This is a genomic window from Anaerobacillus sp. MEB173 (genome assembly GCF_052119505.1).
In the GTDB taxonomy this organism is placed as follows: domain Bacteria; phylum Bacillota; class Bacilli; order Bacillales; family JBJMAU01; genus JBJMAU01.
In genome coordinates, this window is record NZ_JBJMAU010000025.1 from 1 (window position 1) to 20,675 (window position 20,675).

Annotated in this window: 17 protein-coding genes and 1 pseudogene; 11 read left to right on the forward strand and 7 right to left on the reverse strand. The window is 36.3% G+C overall.

The window, feature by feature from the left end:
• From ACJ2A9_RS21980 to ACJ2A9_RS21990, 3 genes and pseudogenes are all read left to right on the forward strand, one after another.
• Positions 1-256 (forward strand): annotated as a pseudogene (locus ACJ2A9_RS21980) (dihydrodipicolinate synthase family protein); the annotation flags it as partial.
• Between the two features lie 227 nt (positions 257-483).
• On the forward strand, positions 484-1,776 hold the full coding sequence (locus ACJ2A9_RS21985; RefSeq protein ID WP_441423849.1) for an Nramp family divalent metal transporter: 1,293 nt from the start codon (positions 484-486) through the stop codon (positions 1,774-1,776).
• Positions 1,777-1,909: 133 nt separating this feature from the next.
• Entirely contained in the window at positions 1,910-2,926 is a 1,017-nt protein-coding gene (locus ACJ2A9_RS21990; protein ID WP_441423850.1) for a LacI family DNA-binding transcriptional regulator, read from the forward strand.
• A gap of 202 nt (positions 2,927-3,128) precedes the next feature.
• Here the strand turns inward: ACJ2A9_RS21990 and ACJ2A9_RS21995 are convergent, their stop codons facing one another.
• A complete protein-coding gene (locus tag ACJ2A9_RS21995; RefSeq protein WP_441423851.1) occupies positions 3,129-4,136 on the reverse strand; it encodes a LacI family DNA-binding transcriptional regulator in 1,008 nt (335 codons plus the stop codon).
• A 183-nt stretch (positions 4,137-4,319) separates the two neighbouring features.
• Positions 4,320-5,645 (reverse strand): hypothetical protein, encoded by a 1,326-nt coding sequence (locus tag ACJ2A9_RS22000; RefSeq protein WP_441423852.1) that lies wholly within the window; start codon positions 5,643-5,645, stop codon positions 4,320-4,322.
• A gap of 199 nt (positions 5,646-5,844) precedes the next feature.
• Here ACJ2A9_RS22000 and ACJ2A9_RS22005 point away from each other — a divergent pair, with 199 nt between their 5' ends.
• The 4 genes from ACJ2A9_RS22005 (at position 5,845) to ACJ2A9_RS22020 (ending at position 9,688) form a co-directional block, all read left to right on the forward strand.
• Entirely contained in the window at positions 5,845-7,278 is a 1,434-nt protein-coding gene (locus ACJ2A9_RS22005; protein ID WP_441423853.1) for a sodium/glutamate symporter, read from the forward strand.
• Positions 7,253-8,683 carry a M20 family metallopeptidase gene (locus tag ACJ2A9_RS22010; RefSeq protein WP_441423854.1) on the forward strand — a complete coding sequence of 477 codons (1,431 nt, stop codon included), beginning with the start codon at positions 7,253-7,255 and terminating at the stop codon, positions 8,681-8,683. The genes ACJ2A9_RS22005 and ACJ2A9_RS22010 overlap by 26 nt, the downstream gene beginning before the upstream one ends.
• A gap of 239 nt (positions 8,684-8,922) precedes the next feature.
• Positions 8,923-9,504: a transposase gene (locus ACJ2A9_RS22015; RefSeq protein ID WP_441423855.1), complete on the forward strand. Its 582-nt coding sequence runs from the start codon at positions 8,923-8,925 to the stop codon at positions 9,502-9,504.
• A 10-nt stretch (positions 9,505-9,514) separates the two neighbouring features.
• On the forward strand, positions 9,515-9,688 hold the full coding sequence (locus ACJ2A9_RS22020) for an IS3 family transposase (RefSeq protein WP_441423885.1): 174 nt from the start codon (positions 9,515-9,517) through the stop codon (positions 9,686-9,688).
• A gap of 92 nt (positions 9,689-9,780) precedes the next feature.
• Here ACJ2A9_RS22020 and ACJ2A9_RS22025 read toward each other — a convergent pair whose 3' ends face one another.
• The 5 genes from ACJ2A9_RS22025 to ACJ2A9_RS22045 all read right to left on the reverse strand — a co-directional run bounded on the left by ACJ2A9_RS22025 (position 9,781) and on the right by ACJ2A9_RS22045 (position 16,351).
• The gene (locus ACJ2A9_RS22025; protein WP_441423856.1) at positions 9,781-11,493 is read right to left on the reverse strand and encodes a SulP family inorganic anion transporter; all 1,713 of its coding nucleotides are present in this window, start codon (positions 11,491-11,493) and stop codon (positions 9,781-9,783) included.
• A 113-nt stretch (positions 11,494-11,606) separates the two neighbouring features.
• Positions 11,607-13,076 carry a betaine-aldehyde dehydrogenase gene (gene betB, locus ACJ2A9_RS22030; protein WP_441423857.1) on the reverse strand — a complete coding sequence of 490 codons (1,470 nt, stop codon included), beginning with the start codon at positions 13,074-13,076 and terminating at the stop codon, positions 11,607-11,609.
• 34 nt (positions 13,077-13,110) lie between these two features.
• Positions 13,111-13,470, reverse strand: a complete 360-nt coding sequence (locus tag ACJ2A9_RS22035) for a Rieske (2Fe-2S) protein (protein ID WP_441423858.1) — start codon at positions 13,468-13,470, stop codon at positions 13,111-13,113.
• Positions 13,471-13,482: 12 nt separating this feature from the next.
• On the reverse strand, positions 13,483-14,544 hold the full coding sequence (locus tag ACJ2A9_RS22040; RefSeq protein ID WP_441423859.1) for an amidohydrolase family protein: 1,062 nt from the start codon (positions 14,542-14,544) through the stop codon (positions 13,483-13,485).
• 286 nt (positions 14,545-14,830) lie between these two features.
• Positions 14,831-16,351: a BCCT family transporter gene (locus tag ACJ2A9_RS22045; RefSeq protein ID WP_441423860.1), complete on the reverse strand. Its 1,521-nt coding sequence runs from the start codon at positions 16,349-16,351 to the stop codon at positions 14,831-14,833.
• A 267-nt stretch (positions 16,352-16,618) separates the two neighbouring features.
• Here ACJ2A9_RS22045 and ACJ2A9_RS22050 point away from each other — a divergent pair, with 267 nt between their 5' ends.
• The 4 genes from ACJ2A9_RS22050 to allD all read left to right on the forward strand — a co-directional run bounded on the left by ACJ2A9_RS22050 (position 16,619) and on the right by allD (position 20,665).
• Positions 16,619-17,404 (forward strand): class I SAM-dependent methyltransferase, encoded by a 786-nt coding sequence (locus tag ACJ2A9_RS22050; RefSeq protein WP_441423861.1) that lies wholly within the window; start codon positions 16,619-16,621, stop codon positions 17,402-17,404.
• A gap of 432 nt (positions 17,405-17,836) precedes the next feature.
• Positions 17,837-18,523, forward strand: coding sequence for a GntR family transcriptional regulator (locus tag ACJ2A9_RS22055; protein WP_441423862.1), 687 nt, complete (start codon positions 17,837-17,839; stop codon positions 18,521-18,523).
• 74 nt (positions 18,524-18,597) lie between these two features.
• On the forward strand, positions 18,598-19,548 hold the full coding sequence (locus ACJ2A9_RS22060; RefSeq protein WP_441423886.1) for a sugar kinase: 951 nt from the start codon (positions 18,598-18,600) through the stop codon (positions 19,546-19,548).
• A 103-nt stretch (positions 19,549-19,651) separates the two neighbouring features.
• The gene (gene allD / locus ACJ2A9_RS22065; protein ID WP_441423863.1) at positions 19,652-20,665 is read left to right on the forward strand and encodes an ureidoglycolate dehydrogenase; all 1,014 of its coding nucleotides are present in this window, start codon (positions 19,652-19,654) and stop codon (positions 20,663-20,665) included.
• Positions 20,666-20,675: the final 10 nt, after the last annotated feature.

Below are 20,675 nucleotides of genomic sequence, written 5' to 3' on the forward strand. Positions count from 1 at the left end.
GTGTGTGAAAAACCAAGATTTAGTCGCAGCGAATGCGGTTTATGACCGAATCTTTGAATTAAAACATGCGATTTATAAAATGGATGAGCCGTCTTCAACTTCTCACTTACGCATGAAAGAAGCAATGTACCAACGTGGATTAATTAGCAGTTCTTTAGCAAGACGTCCAGTATTACCTTTATCAAAGGAAGATAAAGAAGAAATTCGTCAAGGTTTACTAAGTGTAGGTTTAATTAAGGAAGACGTAAAAGCATAATTACCTATTTGGTGGTTGCAGTGTTTTGCGACCACCTTCTTAAAATTTTTGGTGGGGTTGCAGGGTAGAAGATATAAGAACGATAAAAAATATGCTCTAAATGTTTCACCATTAACTTGTATGATGAATATCTGATAAGCACTAGTTCAGTTAACCAAAAAAGCTTATGACAAACCTATTTTTTTACATTTTGTGCCTTAAGCGAAGCGAAAGGAAGGGTATAACTTATGAATCAAAGTAGTGTTGCTACAAAAGAGATATCCAAAGAAGTCAATACAGGAAAGGCGGGAAAGCTCCCTTTTAAAGAATTAATAAAACGGATCGGCCCTGGAATTATTTTAACGGGTGTAGTAATTGGTCCTGGTGCCATTACTACAGCTGCCCTGTTAGGTTCTGGATTTGGCTATTCTTTACTATGGATACTAATTCCGATCGCCTTTATGGGGATATCATTCTTACTAACAACTTATCGAATAACCCTTTTAACTGGTATGCCATCGCTTCATGCTATTCGACATTATTATGGTTCTTCAGCTGCAAAAGTTGTAGGTGTAGCCACCTTTCTTTCTTGTGTATTCTTCACCATAGGGAATATTTCAGGGACAGGTATAGGAATGAATTTGTTATTTGGTATTGATTGGAAAATAGGGTCCCTATTGATGCTAGGTGTGTTGGTATATTGTTATTTTTCTAAAGGTGTCTATTCAAAGGTCGAAAAAATATCAATGATTTGTATTCTAGGATTGATCCTTGCTTTTTATGCGACATTAATTAAAACTGGTGGACCTGACGTAAATGCTATGGCTCATGGTTTTACAAATTGGTATTTCCCCATTGGAGGCTTGGTATTGGCATTAGGATTTATCAGTACTAGTGCTTCAATTAGTACAGGCCTTTATGGTACATATTTAAGTGGCGAAAAGAAATGGAAAAAAGAAGATCTTTTTAATGGGGCAATGCTTACTGATTCAATCGCACACATCCTTGGTGTAATACTTGTTACTGGAGCGATTATCCTAGTAGGTGCGATTGTCTTACACCCTAATCAAATAGTTATTAATACACCTGCCCAAATGGCAGATATGTTAGTTCCATTTATGGGAAATGCCGCTAAATATATGATGGGGATTGCATTGTTAGCAGCTGCATTTTCTTCGTTGTTAGGAAATACTCACCGTGCAGTTGTATTATTAAATGCCGGCTTTGATAAACCAACTGGACTAGAAGAAAAAAGTGTGCGTTGGGGTTCTTTAATTGTCTTGTTGATTTCTGCAATCGCCAGCTTTAGCTTTGGGGGATCGCCAGTCCAATTAGTCTATGTAGCTAACATAGCAACAGCAATATCCACGCCCGTAGCCGGTTTCTTTATGTGTTTATTATTGTTTCGAAAAGATGTCAATCAAGGATATAAACCGCCAAGAATTTTACAAAGTTGCATGATTATAAGTTATATTTTTGCTTTGGGACTAACAATTTTTGCTTTGATTGAAATTATCAAGAAACTTGTTTTAAATATGTAAAAATCGAAAGCGCTATCAATATCTTTTAGTTTTTACTCTACCCTTCTTGGTTGTTGGTTTTTTGACCAAAACCCAAAAGAATATATGTGGGTCTAGTTTAATAGATACTATGACTTTCCGGAGGTAGAAGATTGTGAGTATAAGTATAAAAGATGTGGCACGTGCAGCAGGTGTATCTGTTGCATCAGTATCACGAGTATTCAGTGGAAAACCAGGTGTAGGTGAAGATACCGCTAAGAGAATTAAGGAAATGGCAATGGAATTGGGTTACCGTCCTAATTTAGGGGCAAGAGGACTTGTTAAAAAGCAAACAGGAAACATTGCTATTGTTTCTCCGCGACAAAGTAATATTGTATTAGACAATCCGTTTTATGTACAAATACTCCATGGTGTTTCAAAAGTTTTAGATAAAGAGGATTATAATATAATATTTTCCTTCACACTTTCACAACAAAAACGATTAATAGAGACACATTCTGTTGATGGAGTCTTGTTACTTGCTGCGAGGAAGGGAGATTTCATATTGGATTGGCTTGGTAGTGCTCAAATTCCAACGATCGTTGTTGGAAATTTTCTCGATGAAGAAATCTCCAAAGATTATCCTTTTGTACGTCCAGATGATGAAAAAGGAACTTACAAAGCAGTAAAACACCTTATACAAAATGGGCATACAGATATTTCCTTAATAAACGGGCCTTCATTATCTTTAAAAAGTCCTAGGTGTTTAAAAGGCTATTTAACAGCAATGTACGAAGAAGGATTGGAAGTATCACCCGAGATGATAATAGAAACAAAAGAATTCGACATGGCTTCAAGCTTTAAAACCATGAACGGAGTATTCTCAGATCCGTCCTTTTCATCTACAGCCATTGTATGTGCTACAGATAATTTAGCTTTAGGCGTAATGAAATCAGCCTCTATGAATGGTATTTCGATACCAGAGAAACTATCAGTCATAGGTTTTGGTAATACTGTAATGGCTGAATTTTCAAATCCAGGATTAACATCAATAGATACGGACCTTTTCGAAATGGGAAAGCAAGCTTCTGATATGCTTGTTTCTCTTATACAAGGAAAGACACTTAGAAAGACTAAAAGAATTTTTCCGATGCAACTAATTGAGCGACAGTCCGTCATAAAGAAAAGCTGAATTTGTAATATTCAAAAAGAGGGTAGGTTTATTATTACGGGGAATTCACAACCACCATCCATTATACTGTACTCCATAATACGAATGTGCAGTTTAATAGAAGGTGGTTTTATAATATTGCCAAATTTGAAAGAGTAAGACAAGTAGTGTTCATAAAATGTTTGGTATCAGTGGAGAACAAACGCTATGGAAAATCATAAAATTAATGTGTCTTTGCTGTAGCAGTTGTTTCTCGATTGACGTATTTCATTTCAAAAACTACATCTTTTTTTCTAATTTGTTTTCCTTCAATTATATCAAATAGTATCTTAACTGCCCTTTTACCAATTCCTACTAAATCGACATGAACAGTGGATAAAGAAGGTGTTAAGAAATTGGAAATAGGAACATCATCTGCCCCGACTATAGATAAATCTCTAGGTACCGTTAAACCGATCGTTGTAGCTGCTTTAATAACACCTATAGCTAAAAAATCTGAAGCGCAAACCACTCCAGTAATTTTTTTGTGATTATTAAGGAATATATCCGTTGCTTTTGTCACTTTAAAGATATCAAATTCCTCTATTTCTAAAACTTTTTCATCAGAATAATCTAATCCAAGTTCTATCATCGTATTTTTGTATCCATTAAAACATCTTACACTATGCATGGAACTCATGGGACCGTTAACGAGCCCTATGTCACGATGTCCGAGATCATAAAGAGCATTGATTGCTTGTCTTATGCCATCTTCATCATCTGGTCGTACACAAGGAAATGGAGAATCTTCTAAATAACTTCCAACTACAACAATGGGTAATTGAATACTTTTGAGCCATTCTAGACTGAGTTCCTCATGTCGAGGTGAAAAAAGAATAACACCATCGACAGCTTGAGTTTGTAAAAGTTTTTTTTGTTGTAAAGAAGTATACGACATCAACATATTGTAATCTGTTTTATCAATACCTTTTGCTATACCTTCCAAGATAGTTGAAAAAAAAGGATTGTTTAGTATAAAGGAACCTCTAGGAACTACAATTGCAATATTACCTGTTTTCCGTGTAACTAAACCTCTAGCACCTAAATTAGGTTTATATCCCAATTCTTCAATCACTTTACGTATTCGTTCTGCTGTTTCCTCACCAACACCTGGTTTGCCACTTAATACACGTGATACAGAAGCGGTGGATACACCTGCAGCCTGCGCCACATCTTTTATACTTACACTCACAACCCTAACCTCCGTAGTAAATTATAAGAGTATTATAAACTAGTCTGCATAAAAAACATAGTTAAGTAGTTACGGGCATTATGTTAACCACCTAACTATGGTATCTCTTTTATTAAGCAATTTTTCAAGAAAAAGATAAATAACTACCGAAAAAATTTGTCTGTGATTCTCCGAGTACTGATCTTAATTACATTCAAAAGGTAGAAGACTAATTGTATAAACTTTTAATGGTCTTCCTTGTGCACTGCTTTGTTTTTTTTGCTCCACTTTGGCAAGATTTTTCTCAACAAGTTGATTTAATAACCGGTTTGCACTTCTCACTGACAAACCTAATACTTCCGCTACATCATTACTTGTTAATTCGTTTGTTTTTAAACGAGTCATTGTGGCTAGTATTTTTTGAAGTTGAGTAGCAGACACATTCATTTGTTTACTTAATTCTTCAATTTCTTCCCAAGTGTTAAATGAATGGTCATCATTATTTAGTTCTTCAAATCCTAATGGTCCCATTGAACGTTCATCTTCATCAATGACAAACGCACAAGATTCCGTATAGGATGTTGCTTTGCGATAGGCGAGCTTAGCGTGCTGAAGCGCTTGGCTCAGAGTAATTCCAATTCCCCATCCAATATGGACATCAAATGATAAATTTTCTTTTAAGTAACCAATCATCCCACAATAATGAAAATGGTTTGTTATTTCCTGCAAGTCTCCAAATGACGTAATGATTTCAAATATATTATTATTTTTTTGGATGTTTATTTGAAGTTTATTTTGTGTGGAAAACTCCAACAAGGCTTTATGGATCGAGATTTGGGTCAATTCATTTTCTGAAATATTGCTGGCAGTGGGACTTTCGATATAACCAACAACCATTTGATTATCCTTTAAGAGATCATATTTTACTTTTGTAATTAATTCTTCAATTTTCACTTTAATTGTGTCTTTGGTGATACTAATGTAATATACGTTAAGGTTGTTTTTTTTCATTACTTCAACAATATTAGCTGTTCGTGTAATCGATAAATCAATTAAACCTTCTCTCCATAAGTTTAAATGTTTCTCCAAAAATTCTTCATATAGCCGCTCATTTTTAAAATCAATTTCATTCTTAAGTGTATACATCGGTTTTTCATCTTCTAATACAGTTTCTAATTCTTGAGCCTGATCTTCTCCCCATAAAAAATCGATATAAACTCTGGAAAAATCAAGCCCTTTATATTTTTGAGAGACTTTAAACAAGTGTTGATAAAAGTCTTTTTCAGTAATATCCAAATAAACGACTGGTTTTCTGGATTGTTTTATAACGTCTTCCACATAGAAGTAGGGCAATGGACCTCCGAAGATAAAACCATCAAAAAGCGGTTTGTTATTTAAAAAAATCTGTTTAATATTTTGAAGCTTTTCATATGGTAAAAATTCATATTCACACTCTTGCTGAAACAACTGAAAGATCGGCTTGAGTGTATCAATAGTATTTTTTGCAGTAATAATCCCAATATTAATCATTGAAATGCTCCTTTATATTCTTCTATCACTTATTTTACTATAATCAGTTTTCAAATAAAGAGCGAGTCCAACAAAATACTATTTTATAAAAGTTATTGAGTTTTTAGAAAATTCCTGTATAATACATTTTAAGACGATGTCCAAAAGATGTCCGAAACTAAACAACTAAGTTAAACTAACATTAAGGAGTGTGACGAATATGGAGAAAGCCATCTTAAGTGAAGCTTTAAATGGTATCTTTATGACTTTCATTTTGTTAAGCCTTTTCATTCTTGCAGGTACATTTCTAAGAGCGAAAGTGCCTCTTTTTCAAAAAATGTTTTTACCAGCATCCGTCATTGGTGGTTTTATCGGATTGCTTTTAGGACCAATAGTTTTAGGGAATTATGCAGTTCTGCCAATCCCGCAAGATTGGCTGGCAATTGCTTCTTTACTTCCTGGATTATTGATTGTTCCAATCGTTGCTTCTGTACCGCTTGGCTTGAAATCTGCTAAAGGAAAAAAGGGTTCGAAAAAGGGAAATACAAGTAGAAATGTGTTTGTTATGTTTATCATTTTGGCCATAATTGCTACAGCGCAAAATGTTATTGGTGTTGGGACGAATTATTTCTTCAAAATAACAGGTATGTTGGAAAATGGATATGCAACACTAGGTGCTGAGCTACAGGCTGGTTTTTCAGGTGGACATGGAACAGCAGGAGTCGTCGGCAGCATGCTTCAAGGGATGAATCAACCATATTGGGAAACAGCACAAGGTGTAGCTGTTACAACTGCAACAATGGGGATTATTGGTGGTATCTTAATTGGGATTGTCCTCATCAACTTAGCAGCAAGAAAAGGATATACAAATTTCATTCAATCTACTGATTCGATTCCGGAAGAAATGAAAGTCGGATTCCAAAAGGATGTTGAAAAACAGGCATCCATGGGTAAAGAATCTATGCAATCTTCTTCTGTTGATACCTTGGCTTATCATTTAGCACTGATCCTTGGTGTGAGCGGTTTAGCCATTCTAGCTGTTCATTATTTAAAGGTGTGGAATGTTCCGGTTTTAGGTCAAATTCCTGCTTGGGCATATGCGATTCTGATGATGTATGCGGTTTGGGGCCTAATGCAAAAATTAGGATTAGATTGGTCAGTCGATGCGAAAGTAAAAGGTAAAATTTCCGGAACACTTACCGAATTTGCGGTTGTTGCTGCCATTATTAGTCTGCCAGTACAAGCAGTTTTCACTTATTTATTACCGTTAGTCACTATGGTTGTTATTGGTCTCGCTGGAACCGCAATGTTAGCTTATTTCTTGTGTAAGCTTTATTTTAAAGAGTATTGGTTTGAAAGAAGTGTAGCCGTTTTAGGGACATGTACTGGAGTCTTTATTTCTGGACTATTGTTACTAAAGATGGTTGACCCAGAATTTAAGTCACCAGTCCTCAGCGATTATTCGCTAAGTTATTCATTTAACTCTGTCTTAGGTTTTGCTCTTTTCCCGATAAACTTCGGAATTCTCATAGAATACGGGGTTCAAACTGGACTACTTTTCATGACTGCCACATTAGCCATTTTTACTATCTTACTATTTATTTTTGGTAAAAGAGGAGGGGAACAACATGAACCAGTACCAGTGGGTGAATGATTTTATCGAAAAAACACGTGATAATTGGATTAGCATTAGTGATCAAATTTGGAGTCATCCGGAAACTCGTTTTGAAGAATATGAATCTACTAAATTATTAATAGAACCACTTAAAAAAGAGGGATTCCGTATTAAAGAATGTATTGCCAATATTGAAACAGCCTTTGTAGCAGAGTTTGGTAAAGGAAAGCCAGTCATTGCCTTTTTAGGTGAATATGATGCGCTTTCGGATATGAGCCAAAAAGGAAATATCGCTTATAAAGAACGGGTTAAGGATAGTGAGAATGGTCATGGATGCGGACATAATTTACTTGGAACAGGGACGCTTGCTGGAGCGATCGCTTTAAAAAACTACATGGAAGAACATGATCTTATAGGAACCGTCCGTTTCTATGGCTGTCCGGGGGAAGAAGGCGGTTCAGGTAAAACGTTTATGGCTAGAGAAGGGGTATTTGACGATGTAGATATGGCATTATGTTGGCACCCTGGTCCGCATACAGGAGTGATTGCTTCTAGCTTTCTAGCAAATATTCAAGCGTATTTTAAATTTAAAGGGAAAAGCTCCCATGCCGCAGCTTCACCTCACTTAGGTCGTAGTGCGTTAGATGCGGTTGAATTAATGAACGTGGGCGTCAATTATTTACGTGAACACGTCAAGCCTGAAACACGTATTCATTATGCAATTACCAACACAGGAGGTATATCGCCAAATGTTGTTCAGGCAAATGCAGAAGTACTTTATCTGATTCGTGCTCCGGAAATTGAAGAAACAAAAGAAGTTTATGAGCGGGTAATAAAAATTGCAGAAGGTGCAGCCTTAATGACTGAAACTGAAGTAGAGGTTGTCTTCGATAAAGCATGTTCTAATTATATTCCAAACAAAGTGTTAGGAAAAACGATGTATGAAAGCCTGCTTGAAGTTGGTCTGCCAGAGTTTTCAGCTGATGAAAAAGATTATGCTAATGAAATTTGGAATACGTTAGCTCAAAATGAAAAAAGTAATGCTGGACAACTTATCGCAATTGCAAATGAAAACATTAAGGTCTCTGAAGGTCAGTATTTAACAGAGGAAATTTACCCGAAGTATGAATCAAATGCGATTTTACCAGGTTCGTCCGATGTAGGGGACGTCAGCTGGATTACACCAACAGCTCAATGCATGATGACAACATGTGCACTAGGTACTGCACTTCATAGCTGGCAAATGGTCGCACAAGGTACATCATCCATCGCTCATAAAGGGCTGCTTCAAGTCTCAAAAGTTCTTGCTTTAACAGCAATAAAAGCGTTGGGAAATAACGAAATCATCGATAATGCAAAACAGGAATTACAAGAAACATTGAACGGTACTCCTTATGAATGCCCAATTCCTGCCGATGTGAAGCCATCAAAATTAACGAACTAAATATTCTATTACTGAAAATATCTGATACATGTAGCTCTGCAAAATTATTTTTATTTTTAGACAGAGTCCTAAAAAGAACGAAAAACAGAAAAGCCTTTATGCCGTCATTGCAACGATTGCAACCAAGGTTGAAGGAATCGCTTTAGTTAAAAAAGAGGCATCTCATAAGTGATATGCTCCCCTTTAGGTAGACAGATTAAAAAATAAAAATCTGTACTACTAAAGGGGAGTATTTTTTTATGTCTAAAAGATCTTTTACTCCGAATTTTAAAATTGAAGTTTTACAGGCATGGGAAGATGGATCATTTACCTTGGCGGAGATCGTTAAAAAGTATAAGGTTAGTGAACCCACAATTAGGAAATGGAAATATAGTTTTGATACATTTGGTTCTGAAGGTCTTAAAAAATCCTCAACTTGGAAGAAGTACACGAAGGATATAAAGCTTTTAGCTGTTAGTGATTATCTGTCTGGTAAATACTCTTTACTTGAGGTTGTCAGAAAGTATGAAATATCAAGTCATTCCGTCCTCCAAAAGTGGATAAAGAAGTATAATAGTCATAGTGAATTAAAAGATACGTCACAAGGAAGGACGAGCTCTATGACTAAGGGAAGAAAAACGACCTGGGAAGAACGAATTCAAATTGTACTTGATTGCTTAGGGAACGGAAAAGATTATCAAGAAGCAGCTAATACTTATAATGTTTCTTATCAACAAGTCTATCAATGGGTTAAGAAGTATGAAGATGGCGGAGATGAAGCGCTGAAAGATAGACGCGGCGAAGATGACACAAAGTATGTCACGAGTTGGTCGGTGTATTGATAATGGACCAATGGAATCTTTTTTTGGAACACTGAAATGTGAGAAGTATTATTTACATAAGTATAGGACATTTGAGGAACTTTCTCTTGCGATAGATGAATATATCGATTTTTATAATCATGATAGATACCAAAAACGATTAAACGGCCTTAGCCCTATGGAATATAGAGCTAAAGCCGCTTAGATCATTTTTATTATTTCCACTGTCTAATTGACAGGGGGCAGTTCAAAGTTCAGTAAACTTTTATGAAATGCCTCTTTTTCTATGCCTCTTCATTATATTTGAAAATCTAATACATCCGATGTCATTTTTCGTGACTTCTTATAGTTGAATCCTTTTTCTTTTAACATCTTTTCTAGTGATAAGTTTATGGACTCTGTATAGTTACTTCTCCATACAGCTTTATTTACTTTATCTCTTATTGACCCTTTCATATTAGCGAATAAGAACTTGATGTTATCTTCCTGCTGGTAATACTCAATGATTTCACCTAGCGTTTCAACCGATATGGTATCTATATCATTAACCCCTGACATATCAATTAAAACCCATTTTGCTTTTGGTTTACGTCGAAGAAATCCCTTTATTTTTTCATCTAAAACTGAGCTATTGGCAAAGTGTAAGGTAGAATCTATTCGAAGTAATAACACGTCTTCCAGCGTATTTCCTTCTGGATAGCGATTTAAATTTCGAAAAGCCTTCTTCGTTTCTAAATAACCTAACTCTACAATATTGAGATGCGTGCTTCTCATTAAGATAAGCAATAGAGTAAAAATAGCGCCCAATAGGATGCCCCACTGAATTCCTATAAATAACGTAATGATAAAAGTCGTGATCCAAGTCCATCCCTCAAATGGATTGACTTGAAATAGATGTTTCATTTCTTTAATATCAACTAATTTATATACTGATACAATGATAATCGCAGCAAGTACAGCATTAGGTAAATAATAAAAGAATGACGTAAAGAAAAAGATCGTTATCAAGACAAAAATGCCTGTAATTACTGTTGTAAATTGGCTAAAACCACCAGACTCCCTATTAACAGCCGTCCTAGAAAAGCTGCCGCTTACGGGGAGAGAGTGGAAACAAGATCCGGCAATATTAGCAAGCCCTAAGGCCTTTAATTCCTGATTAGGATAAATCTTATACTTTGCCTTACGTGCCACCGTTTTGGCAATTGCAAGCGACTCCATAAAGCTAACAATTGCAATGGTAAAGGCCATAGGCAGTAACATCTGAATGGATACTAGACTAAGGTTGGGTAGAAAAAATGATGGAAATCCGCTCGCAACTTCTCCAACAATTTGAACGCCTTTATCATCCAAGCGAAAAAATGAAACAAGTACCATGGATACAATAACAATAACAAAAGCATCGGGAATCCCTTTTATTCTTTTTAATCCGAGAAGTATTACAATACTCCCTATTGCAATGAAGGTAGTATAGAGATTCATTTCATGAATATGTTTAATGAATTCAAATAATTGAAGATGAACTTGTAAGTGATTCGAAATATCTACACCTAGAAGATGCTTAATCTGGCTCGCTCCAATAACAATAGCAGCAGCTGACGTATACCCATTTAATACAGAATGAGGAATAAATTTAACAATAAAGCCTACTTTAAAAAGACCAAATAAAAGCTGGATTCCCCCTACCATGATTGTAAGAGTTAATACAAGTGAGATATAATTCGCTGAATTCGGTTCTGCATATATCGAAACCCCTGTAAAGACAAGTAAGGAAGTCGTTGCGACAGGACCGATCGACAAATGCTTTGAAGAAGAAAACAAAGCATAAAGAAATAGAGGGACCGTTGAAGCATATAACCCCATAAGAGGAGGAAGACCTGCCAGCATAGCATATGCCATCCCTTGTGGAACAAGGATGGTAAAAATGGTGAGTCCAGCTATCACATCTTTTTGGATATTTCTTTGATTAAGGTTTGATAGTTGGTCTTGAAGTTTCCTACTTTTGTTGTTCATTACGAATCCCTTCCTTAGATAATAAAAAGGCTGTCTCTACATTATTATATCCGATGTATGAGACAACCTCATCCATTATGAAAAAGCTTTTGACCTTTACATAATAGCTGTTTTTAAAACCAATTAATAGGTTCCGGCTTTAAATTTTGTAAAATATGTTTTGTTTCTGTGTACTCTTCTAAACCAAGCTTCCCTAATTCACGGCCAATACCCGACTGTTTAAAACCGCCCCATGGTGCGTGAGGGAAATAGAGGTTGAAATCGTTGATCCAAACGGTTCCCATCCGCATTTTAGCGACACAACGTTCTGCTTTGGCGATATCGTTTGTCCATACACCACCAGCAAGTCCATAGATGGAATCATTAGCGAGTTTAATCGCTTCTTCCTCTGTTGTGAACTTTTCAACTGTAATGACTGGACCAAATGCTTCATCCTGAACAATACTCATACTGGATGTACAATCCGTAAAAATAGTAGGTAAATAGAAGAATCCGTTTTGAAGAGCTGGATCTTCTGGACGTTGACCACCAACAACAAGCGTTGCCCCTTCTCGTATACCTGTTTCAACATAGTTTTCAACTTTTTCTAAATGCTCTCTTGAGATCAGTGGCCCCATTTGTGTGTCTTCATCAAAACCACTGCCAAGTTTAATGTTTTTCACTCGTTCAACTAGTGCAGCAACAAATTTGTCATGAACTTTTTCTTCTATTATAAGTCTAGTTCCAGCTGAACAAATTTGACCTGCATGAAAGAATACGGCGTTCATGGCTTGGTCAATGGCGGTCTCGAAGTCTGCATCAGCGAAGACTATGTTAGGATTTTTTCCGCCGAGCTCAAGGGCAAGTTTTTTTACATTCACACTAGCTGCTTGCATAATTTTCTTTCCAGTTTCAATTCCACCAGTAAAGGAAATTAGTTCCACATTTTTATTTTCGGAGAGTTCTGCACCGACTGTGTGACCAGCACCTAGAACAAGGTTAGCTACTCCAGCAGGTACCCCGGCTTCTTCCATTAATTCAAAAACTTTCACTGTCGTAAGGGGTGTGATTTCACTTGGCTTCATAATTAGCGTGTTACCAGTAGCTAAAGCTGGTGCCAACTTCCATGAAGCTTGTAACAATGGATAATTCCATGGTGTGATTTGTCCGCAAACACCAACAGGCTCACGAACAACCTTACTTACAGTGTTTGGAATAGGGGAATCAATCATTTCCCCGCCATCCTTATCAGCTAATTCTGCATAATATCGAAAAACCCCAGCAATATCATCCATGTCAACGCGGCTTTCTTCGACTGTTTTACCAGTATCCAATGATTCAAGATTAGCTAATTCTTCTTTGTCTCTTTCAATGAGTTCAGCAATTCTACGAACGATCGCACCACGTTCCGTTGCCGGTGCATTTGCCCAATCACCTTGATCAAATGCTTTTCGTGCTGCGGCAATCGCTGCTTTTGTATCTGACGCATTGCCTTCTGTAACAGTTGCAATAACTTCTTGGTTGAATGGATTAATAATATCACGTGTTTGACCGCTAATAGCATCAACCCATTTTCCATTTATGAACATTTTTTTGATTTCCATATAGTCCCTTTCCTCCTTTAAACAATGAAAGGTTTTATTTATAGACAATGATGTCCTCATTTTCTACTTTTACTTTGAAGCTAGGTAGTTTTTTGTTAGGAGTGGCTAACAATTTACCTTCGTTTTTAATATCAAATTCCCTGCCATGCCATGGACAACGGACGATTTCGCCTTCCCGGCAGTAATGATAATCTCCTGGTGTACTCTTATCAGTAGTGGCCCCACAAATTATTCCTTTATCGAGAGGAGCACCCTGATGGGTACATTGGTTGAGATAGGCATAAAATTCCCCGTCTAATGTTCGGCAAACCAATACGCTTTGTTTTCCAAAAATGGTCGCTATCATTTGTCCTGGCTCAAGATCTGACTTTTTACATACGACTTGTTCTGTCACGGTTAATCCTCCTTATGAATTAGGTAATTTCGGATAAAATGCTTTTGCGTTCTCTGCGAAAATTTTCTTTTCTAGCTCGGGGTCCATATTTGGCAGGGCACGAGTTGGTGAATCGTAGTCCCAATGTGGATAGTCAGTAGAGAAGCATAGTATTTCATCGGTACCCATTTGTTCAATAAGAGACATAAACTCTTTTTTCGTTAATTCTTCCGCTGGTTGAGTTGTCACTCGAATTTGATCTTTAAAAATTTGGCTGGGCTTTCTTTTTAGCCAAGGTACTTCATGTCGTAAATCCCGGTATTGCTGATCCATCTTCCACATTAAATGCGGAATCCAAGTGAATCCGCCCTCAATCATCATCAATCCAAGGTTAGGAAATTTATCAAAAACGCCATTAAAAATCATGTTTGTCACTTGCTTCATATGAGCGGTTGGAATTAATGTGTGCCACTCAATGAAATATCTTGGCCATTTCCCGTAATAGACAGGAGGTTCATTGTGGTGCATGCCGATCATTAAGTTATGTTTTTGGGCCGCTTCAAAAATTGGATGATAGTACGGATCTCCCCACATAATGTCATCAATCGGCAGTAAAACCTGGACCATCTTAGGATGCGATCCAACTCTTTCAATTTCTTTAACTGCCCCTTCAATATCTTGTGCAGCAATATGAACGGAACCATATAATCGTTTATCTTTTTCTAACCAATTTTCAATTTGCCAATCATTATAGGCTGTTGCTAAAGCTGTAGCCATTTCATACCAGCCATGCATAGACGAAGGGGAAGGGTCTAGGGCGCTCGTTAAAATGCCGTATTCATGACCAATGTCATCTAAAAGTTGTTCTTGCATAAATGCTAAATCTGATCCAGCCGGGCGGCCGTCTGGAACAATCGCGTCTGCCCGGTCAACACCTGCAACGGCGGGTTGGGTATAAGGCATATGTTTTTCTTGTATCCAATTACAATTAGAAATATAGTGTCTAAAAGGTTCCTCCAGATATACAAGGATATCCTTGTATTGAACGCGTTCGTGTATATCAGTATCTACTAATGGAATTCTGTTCTTAGCCAAAGTTCATTCCTCCAATTAATTGTTTGCAAGATTGATTATTTAATAAAAATGATTATTTAATAAAAAAGATCATACCAGTACCTGTTGAATTTCCTCAAACTCGGTGAGAGGAGATGAGTGGAGTTTAGTTAACTCAGTGAAGGTCAGTGACGGTCAGTGAAGGCCAGTGATTGATTTTTATTTTTATTATAGAAAAGCGGAGGGAAGCACAAAAAAACTACCCTTACGTATTTGTAAGGGCAGTAAGTTTATAAGTATAGCTCCAGGAATCATCATATCTATTAAGTTATGAAATTTGTTGGTATCCTTCTTCTTTTCGGGATTTTCTTTTTCCAACATCTTGTTTTGCTGCCTTGTAAAAGGAGGATCCCATTAACAATATGACAATGGAAAATGGCAGTGCTGCAATGATTAACATATTCTGCAGCCCTTGTGTACCTCCGAAATAGACAATGATGGCTGCCATTGCTGACATGGCAATACCCCAAACAATTTTAACAGAGTTAGCAGGATTGATAGAGCCTTCTGTACTTAGCATTCCAAGGACAAACGTGGCTGAGTCTGCTGAGGTAATAAAGAAGATTGCAATAACAACGATGGTTAGTAGAGACATGAATTCACCTAATGGATAATTCTGAAGGACACCAAACGTTGTCGTTTCAAGAGAGTAGTTGGAAATTGTATCAATTCCATTTTTTTCGATATTTAATGCGGAAACACCAAAAACGGCGAAAAAGATAAAACAAACTAATGCCGGAACAAAAAGCACACCTAGCATAAATTCTTTAATTGTACGGCCTTTCGATATTCTAGCGATAAAAATTCCTACAAATGGAGCCCAGGAGACCCACCATGCCCAGTAGAAGATTGTCCAGTTGTCAATCCATGTACGACTTGTTTCATTTAATGGAGATATGCGGAAACTCATATCAAAAAAGTTAGCGATGTAACTTCCAAGCGTAGCTGTAAACATGTTTAAGATAAATAATGTAGGCCCAACGATAAATAGGAGCAGTAACAATACAAATCCTAATCCCATATTGATATTACTTAAATATTTAATTCCTTTTCCTATTCCAGACCATGCTGAGAAAATGAATAAAGCGGTGGCAATGGCTAATATCAATAATTGCATTCCGAAGTTATTCGGTGTGTTAAAAAGATAAGCTAAGCCACCGTTAATTTGTGCAGACCCAAAGCCTAGTGTTGACGCAACGCCTACCACTGTTGCAAAGACAGCCAGTGTATCAATTAATTTTCCTGCGATTCCTCGCATACTTTTTTCTCCAAAAATCGGGATGAGGGTGGCACTGATTAATCCAGGATAACCTTTGCTGAATTTAAAATAAGCTAAAACGAGCGCCACGACCCCATATACCGCCCAGGCATGAATCCCCCAATGAAAAAAAGAATATTGAAGCGACTGTCTAATGGCCTCATTAGATCCTGCTTCAGCCCCTGGAGGACTCTTAAATGCGTGGGAAATCGGTTCACTAGTCGTCCAAAAAACCAACCCCATCCCCATTCCTGCACTAAATAACATGGCAAACCATGATGGTAGACTAAACTCTGGATGATCGTTTTCTTTCCCCAATTTAATGTTACCAAACCGGGAAAAAATTAAGTAAATACAAAAAGCCAAGAATATCATGATAATTAATAAGTAGTACCATCCAAATGATTCGGAAATATACATCGTTACATTTGAAGATACGGCTTGTAAATGATCTGGAGCAATTGCCCCCCAAACGACAAGGACCGCACAAATAAAAAGTGCGTACCAGAAAACTGAACTTACATTCTTCACATTTTCACCTCAAATAAAAATTATTATAATCTAGTATCTCCTAAACTATTTTATTTTTCAAATGATCTACGACGGTTCAAATATCAATATTTCAATAAGTATACAGTTTTTTGTATAATTAGAGGGATAGAAAAAAGTTATCTGTAATGATAAAGATATGTATGTACCGCTATAAACAAAAATATAATTTACTAAAATGTGATGGGCATAATGAAGAGGACAACAACTGTGAATTATACTAATAATTGTAAGGGTGTGGTTAATAATATGGATGATAAAGAAATAAAAGAAAATGTTAAATCACAATTTGGTAAAAACGCTAAAAATTATGTTACTAGTAAATGGCACGCTAAGGGTAAAGATTTAGCTAAATTAATAGAGATAGCTGAATTAACAGGTGAAGAATATGTCTTGGACATTGCAACAGGTGGAGGTCATACAGCTAATGCTCTTGCACCATTATCAAGAAAAGTGGTTGCCCTGGATATAACAGATCAAATAATAGATGTTGCAAGAAAGTTTATTGAGGGAAATGGTAATAACAATGTCGAGTTTGTTAAAGGTGATGCAGAAAGTCTGCCATTTTCAGATGAAACCTTTGACATTATAACCTGTCGTATTGCAGCGCATCATTTTTCTAACATTTCTTCTTTTGTCAAAGAATCGTTTAGAACGTTAAAGAAAAATGGTACGTTTTTATTAATAGACAATGTTTCACCTGAAAGAGAAGAGTTTGATCAATTTTATAATAAGGTTGAAAAAGACAGGGACTATAGCCACGAACGTGCTTATAAGAAATCAGAATGGATTAAGATACTAGAGGAGAATGGTTTTGAAATCGAGGAGTCTTATCGATTTACGAAAACGTTTATTTTTGATGATTGGTGCAAGCTCATGAATTTCTCAGGAGAAGAGAAAGAGCAATTATCAGATTTTATGTTACGATCTTCAAAAGAAATATTAGATAAATTTCGAATTAAAACAGAGAACAACAAAGTGTATTCCTTTATGGGGGAATCGATTCTATTAAAGATAAGAAAACCGAATTTTTAAGACGAATAATTTAAATTTCTTGAAAAAGTGGTGTCAATTAGACATAAAACTGGCTGTTGAGAAAGTATCGACAGCTTGTTATTTAGGCAAATGCAAGGAAACGGTAAACTGTTGATAAAGAAGAACGGTAATAAAAAACGATTCATGAATTCTCATGAATCGTTTTTTACTTTGGATATATTATTTTTAGAATGCAAGCCTGTTAATATACCAGTAACTTATATACAAGCAGTTGAAGGTAGATATATGTTAGGTTGGTCATATATCCAATGAGGAAGTCAGAGTATTTTAACAATAAAAAATACATTGACACTTCATCAATTTAATACTAGTATACAAGTATAGTAGTTTCGATTAAGAAGCTATAATTAATTTAATACTAGTATACAAGTATGGTAGGTTGTAATTGGGAAACTTGGAGGTTTTCAAATAATGAAATTGAGTACGTTTGATAATACGAGAAATCCCTCGATTCGAACGAGAGTTTATGAATTTTTAAAAGAAGAAATAAGTAATCTTACTTTAAAGCCAGGGTTAGCGATTAGTGAAAATGAAACGGCAGAGAGACTTCAAGTTAGTCGTACCCCAGTGAGAGAAGCATTTTTAAGACTTTCACAGGAAGATTTAGTTACCGTATATCCACAAAAAGGATCTTTTGTCTCGCTAATTGACTTAGATCATTTAGAAGAATCGAGATTTATGCGGGAACAACTTGAAGTGGCTACTGCAAAGCTAGCCTGTGAAATGTTAAGTGAGGAATACTTACTGGAGTTAGAAAAGAATTTAGAACTTCAGAATAAATGTATTGCTAATAAGAATTACAATGAGTTTTACAACTTAGATGATGCTTTTCACTCTATCGTATTTGAAGGTTGTAATAAGTCAAGAATATGGTCAGTAATGAACAATATGATGAAGATCAACTTTAATCGAGTGCGTTTACTTAGTTTATCGGAAAAGTTGAATATTGACTTACTTATATCTCAACATCATGAGATCGTCGAATCGATTCGTAGTAAGGATACAGAACGTGCAGAAAAGGTTGTAAGAGCTCACTTAAGTCTTATTACGATTGATAGAGAAGAACTAATGAAAAAATACCCCGATTACTTTATGTAAATAAAATTTTTTATAAGAAATGAAACCGATTACAACAATAATTCTAAACTAAGCAGGAAAGTAGTGAAATGCAAATGACCGATATCATAACAATTGGGGATGCGATGATTACTTTTAATCCAGCATCGTCTGGACCAATGAGATTTGTTCAATCTTTTGAAAGGAAGGTTGGAGGAGCTGAATTAAATTTTGCAATTGGCAGTTCACGGTTAGGTTTAAACACTAGCTGGATTAGCCGTCTTGGTGATGATGAGTTTGGACGCTTTATCTATAATTTCGTACGTGGGGAAGGAATAGATGTTTCAGAGGTGAAGTTAGTGCCTGGTTATCCTACGTCTTTAAACTTTAAAGAAATTATGGAGGATGGAAGTGGACGTACTTTTTATTATCGTAACCAATCTCCTACTTTAACATTAAGTCCTGATAGCTTAAACGAATCGCTTTTTAAAAATGCAAAGTTATTGCATATTACTGGTGTATTTCCAGCAATTGATCCAAAAAATATTGAAATTGTAAAAAAAGCGATTGCATTAGCGAAAAAATATAACCTGAAAATATCCTTTGATCCAAATATTCGCTTGAAATTATGGAATAAAGAAGCAGCCAAAGCAGCATTAAATCAGTTTTTAAGTTCAGTGGATATTTTCTTAACAGGTGTAGATGAAGCTGATTTACTACTTGGTACAAGTGATCCTAAAGAAATTATTAATAAATGTGAAGAGTTAGGAATTTCGTATGTTGCTCTTAAGCAAGGTGATAAAGGTTCAATTGGCTATCATAATGGTGAGATTATAGAAGCAGCTCCCGTTGTACCAAAAAAGGTAGTCGACACTGTTGGTGCTGGAGATGGCTTTGATGCTGGATTTATTTATGGCGTAATGCAAGAATGGCCTCTTGAAAAAATTCTAACTTTTGCAAATACGATAGGTTCTATGGTGGTTAGTGTATCTGGTGATAATGAAGGACTGCCATATTTAGATGATGTATTAGTCCAGCTTGGGGAAAAAGAATTTATTGAACGCTAACCATATTAATTATTAAAGAAAACCATTGATACGGTCTCCTCTTATAAATGAAGAAGTGAGAAATAATTATACAAAATTAGAATAATTAAAAAGGAAGGATAATATGTCCAATACGATTGTGAAACATGATGAACTTAAAGGCTTAGTAGTAGACAAATTAACTAATGTAGGACTAAGTGAGAATCATGCAAAGGTAGTTGCTGATGTTTTAGTCCATGCGGATGCACGGGGAGTTAGCTCTCACGGTGTTCTACGTACAGAACACTATGTTAAAAGGCTGAATGAGGGTGGATTAAATCTAAATCCCAATTTCTCAGTTGAAAGTACAGGTCCATGTTCAGCTATCTTTGATGGTGATGATGGAATGGGACATGTGGTAATGAAAGAAGCGATGGAGTATGCCATTAGTCTAGCTGAAACAAATGGTATTGGAATGGTAACTTGCGTGAACAGTAGCCATTGCGGCGCTTTATCCTACTTTGTAGAGCAGGCTGCAAACAAAGGTTTGATTGGGATCGCGATGACTCATACGGATAATATCGTTGTACCTTTTGGAGGGTCAGAGCCCTTCCTAGGTACCAATCCAGTAGCTTATGGATTCCCTGCAAAAGAAAGTAAACCAATCATACTTGATATGGCTACAAGTAACGTTGCACTAGGTAAAATCCTTCACGCCAGAGAAAGTGGGACAAGTATTCCAGCTGACTGGGGTGTTGATAAAGAAGGAGTAGGTACATCAGATCCTCATAAAGTAGAAGCGCTATCTCCATTTGCTGGCCCGAAAGGCTACGGAATGGGACTTGTTGTTGAAATCTTCTCTGGCTTATTAGCGGGTGCTGCTTTTGGTCCACATATTACAAAAATGTACGGAGATTACAATAAACCGCGTAAGTTAGGGCATTATGTATGTGCGATCAATCCTTCTGCTTTCACTGATAAAGACATGTTCTTAGAGCAAATGGACCAAATGATTAAAGAGATTCATCGTGTTAAACCAGCTAGCGGCTTTAACAAGGTCATGGTACCTGGTGAGCCAGAGCAATTAAAAGAAGAAATTTCATTAAAAAGCGGAGTTTCAGTAACAGACACTGTTTATCAATATCTTGTTTCAAACTAATGATACCTGA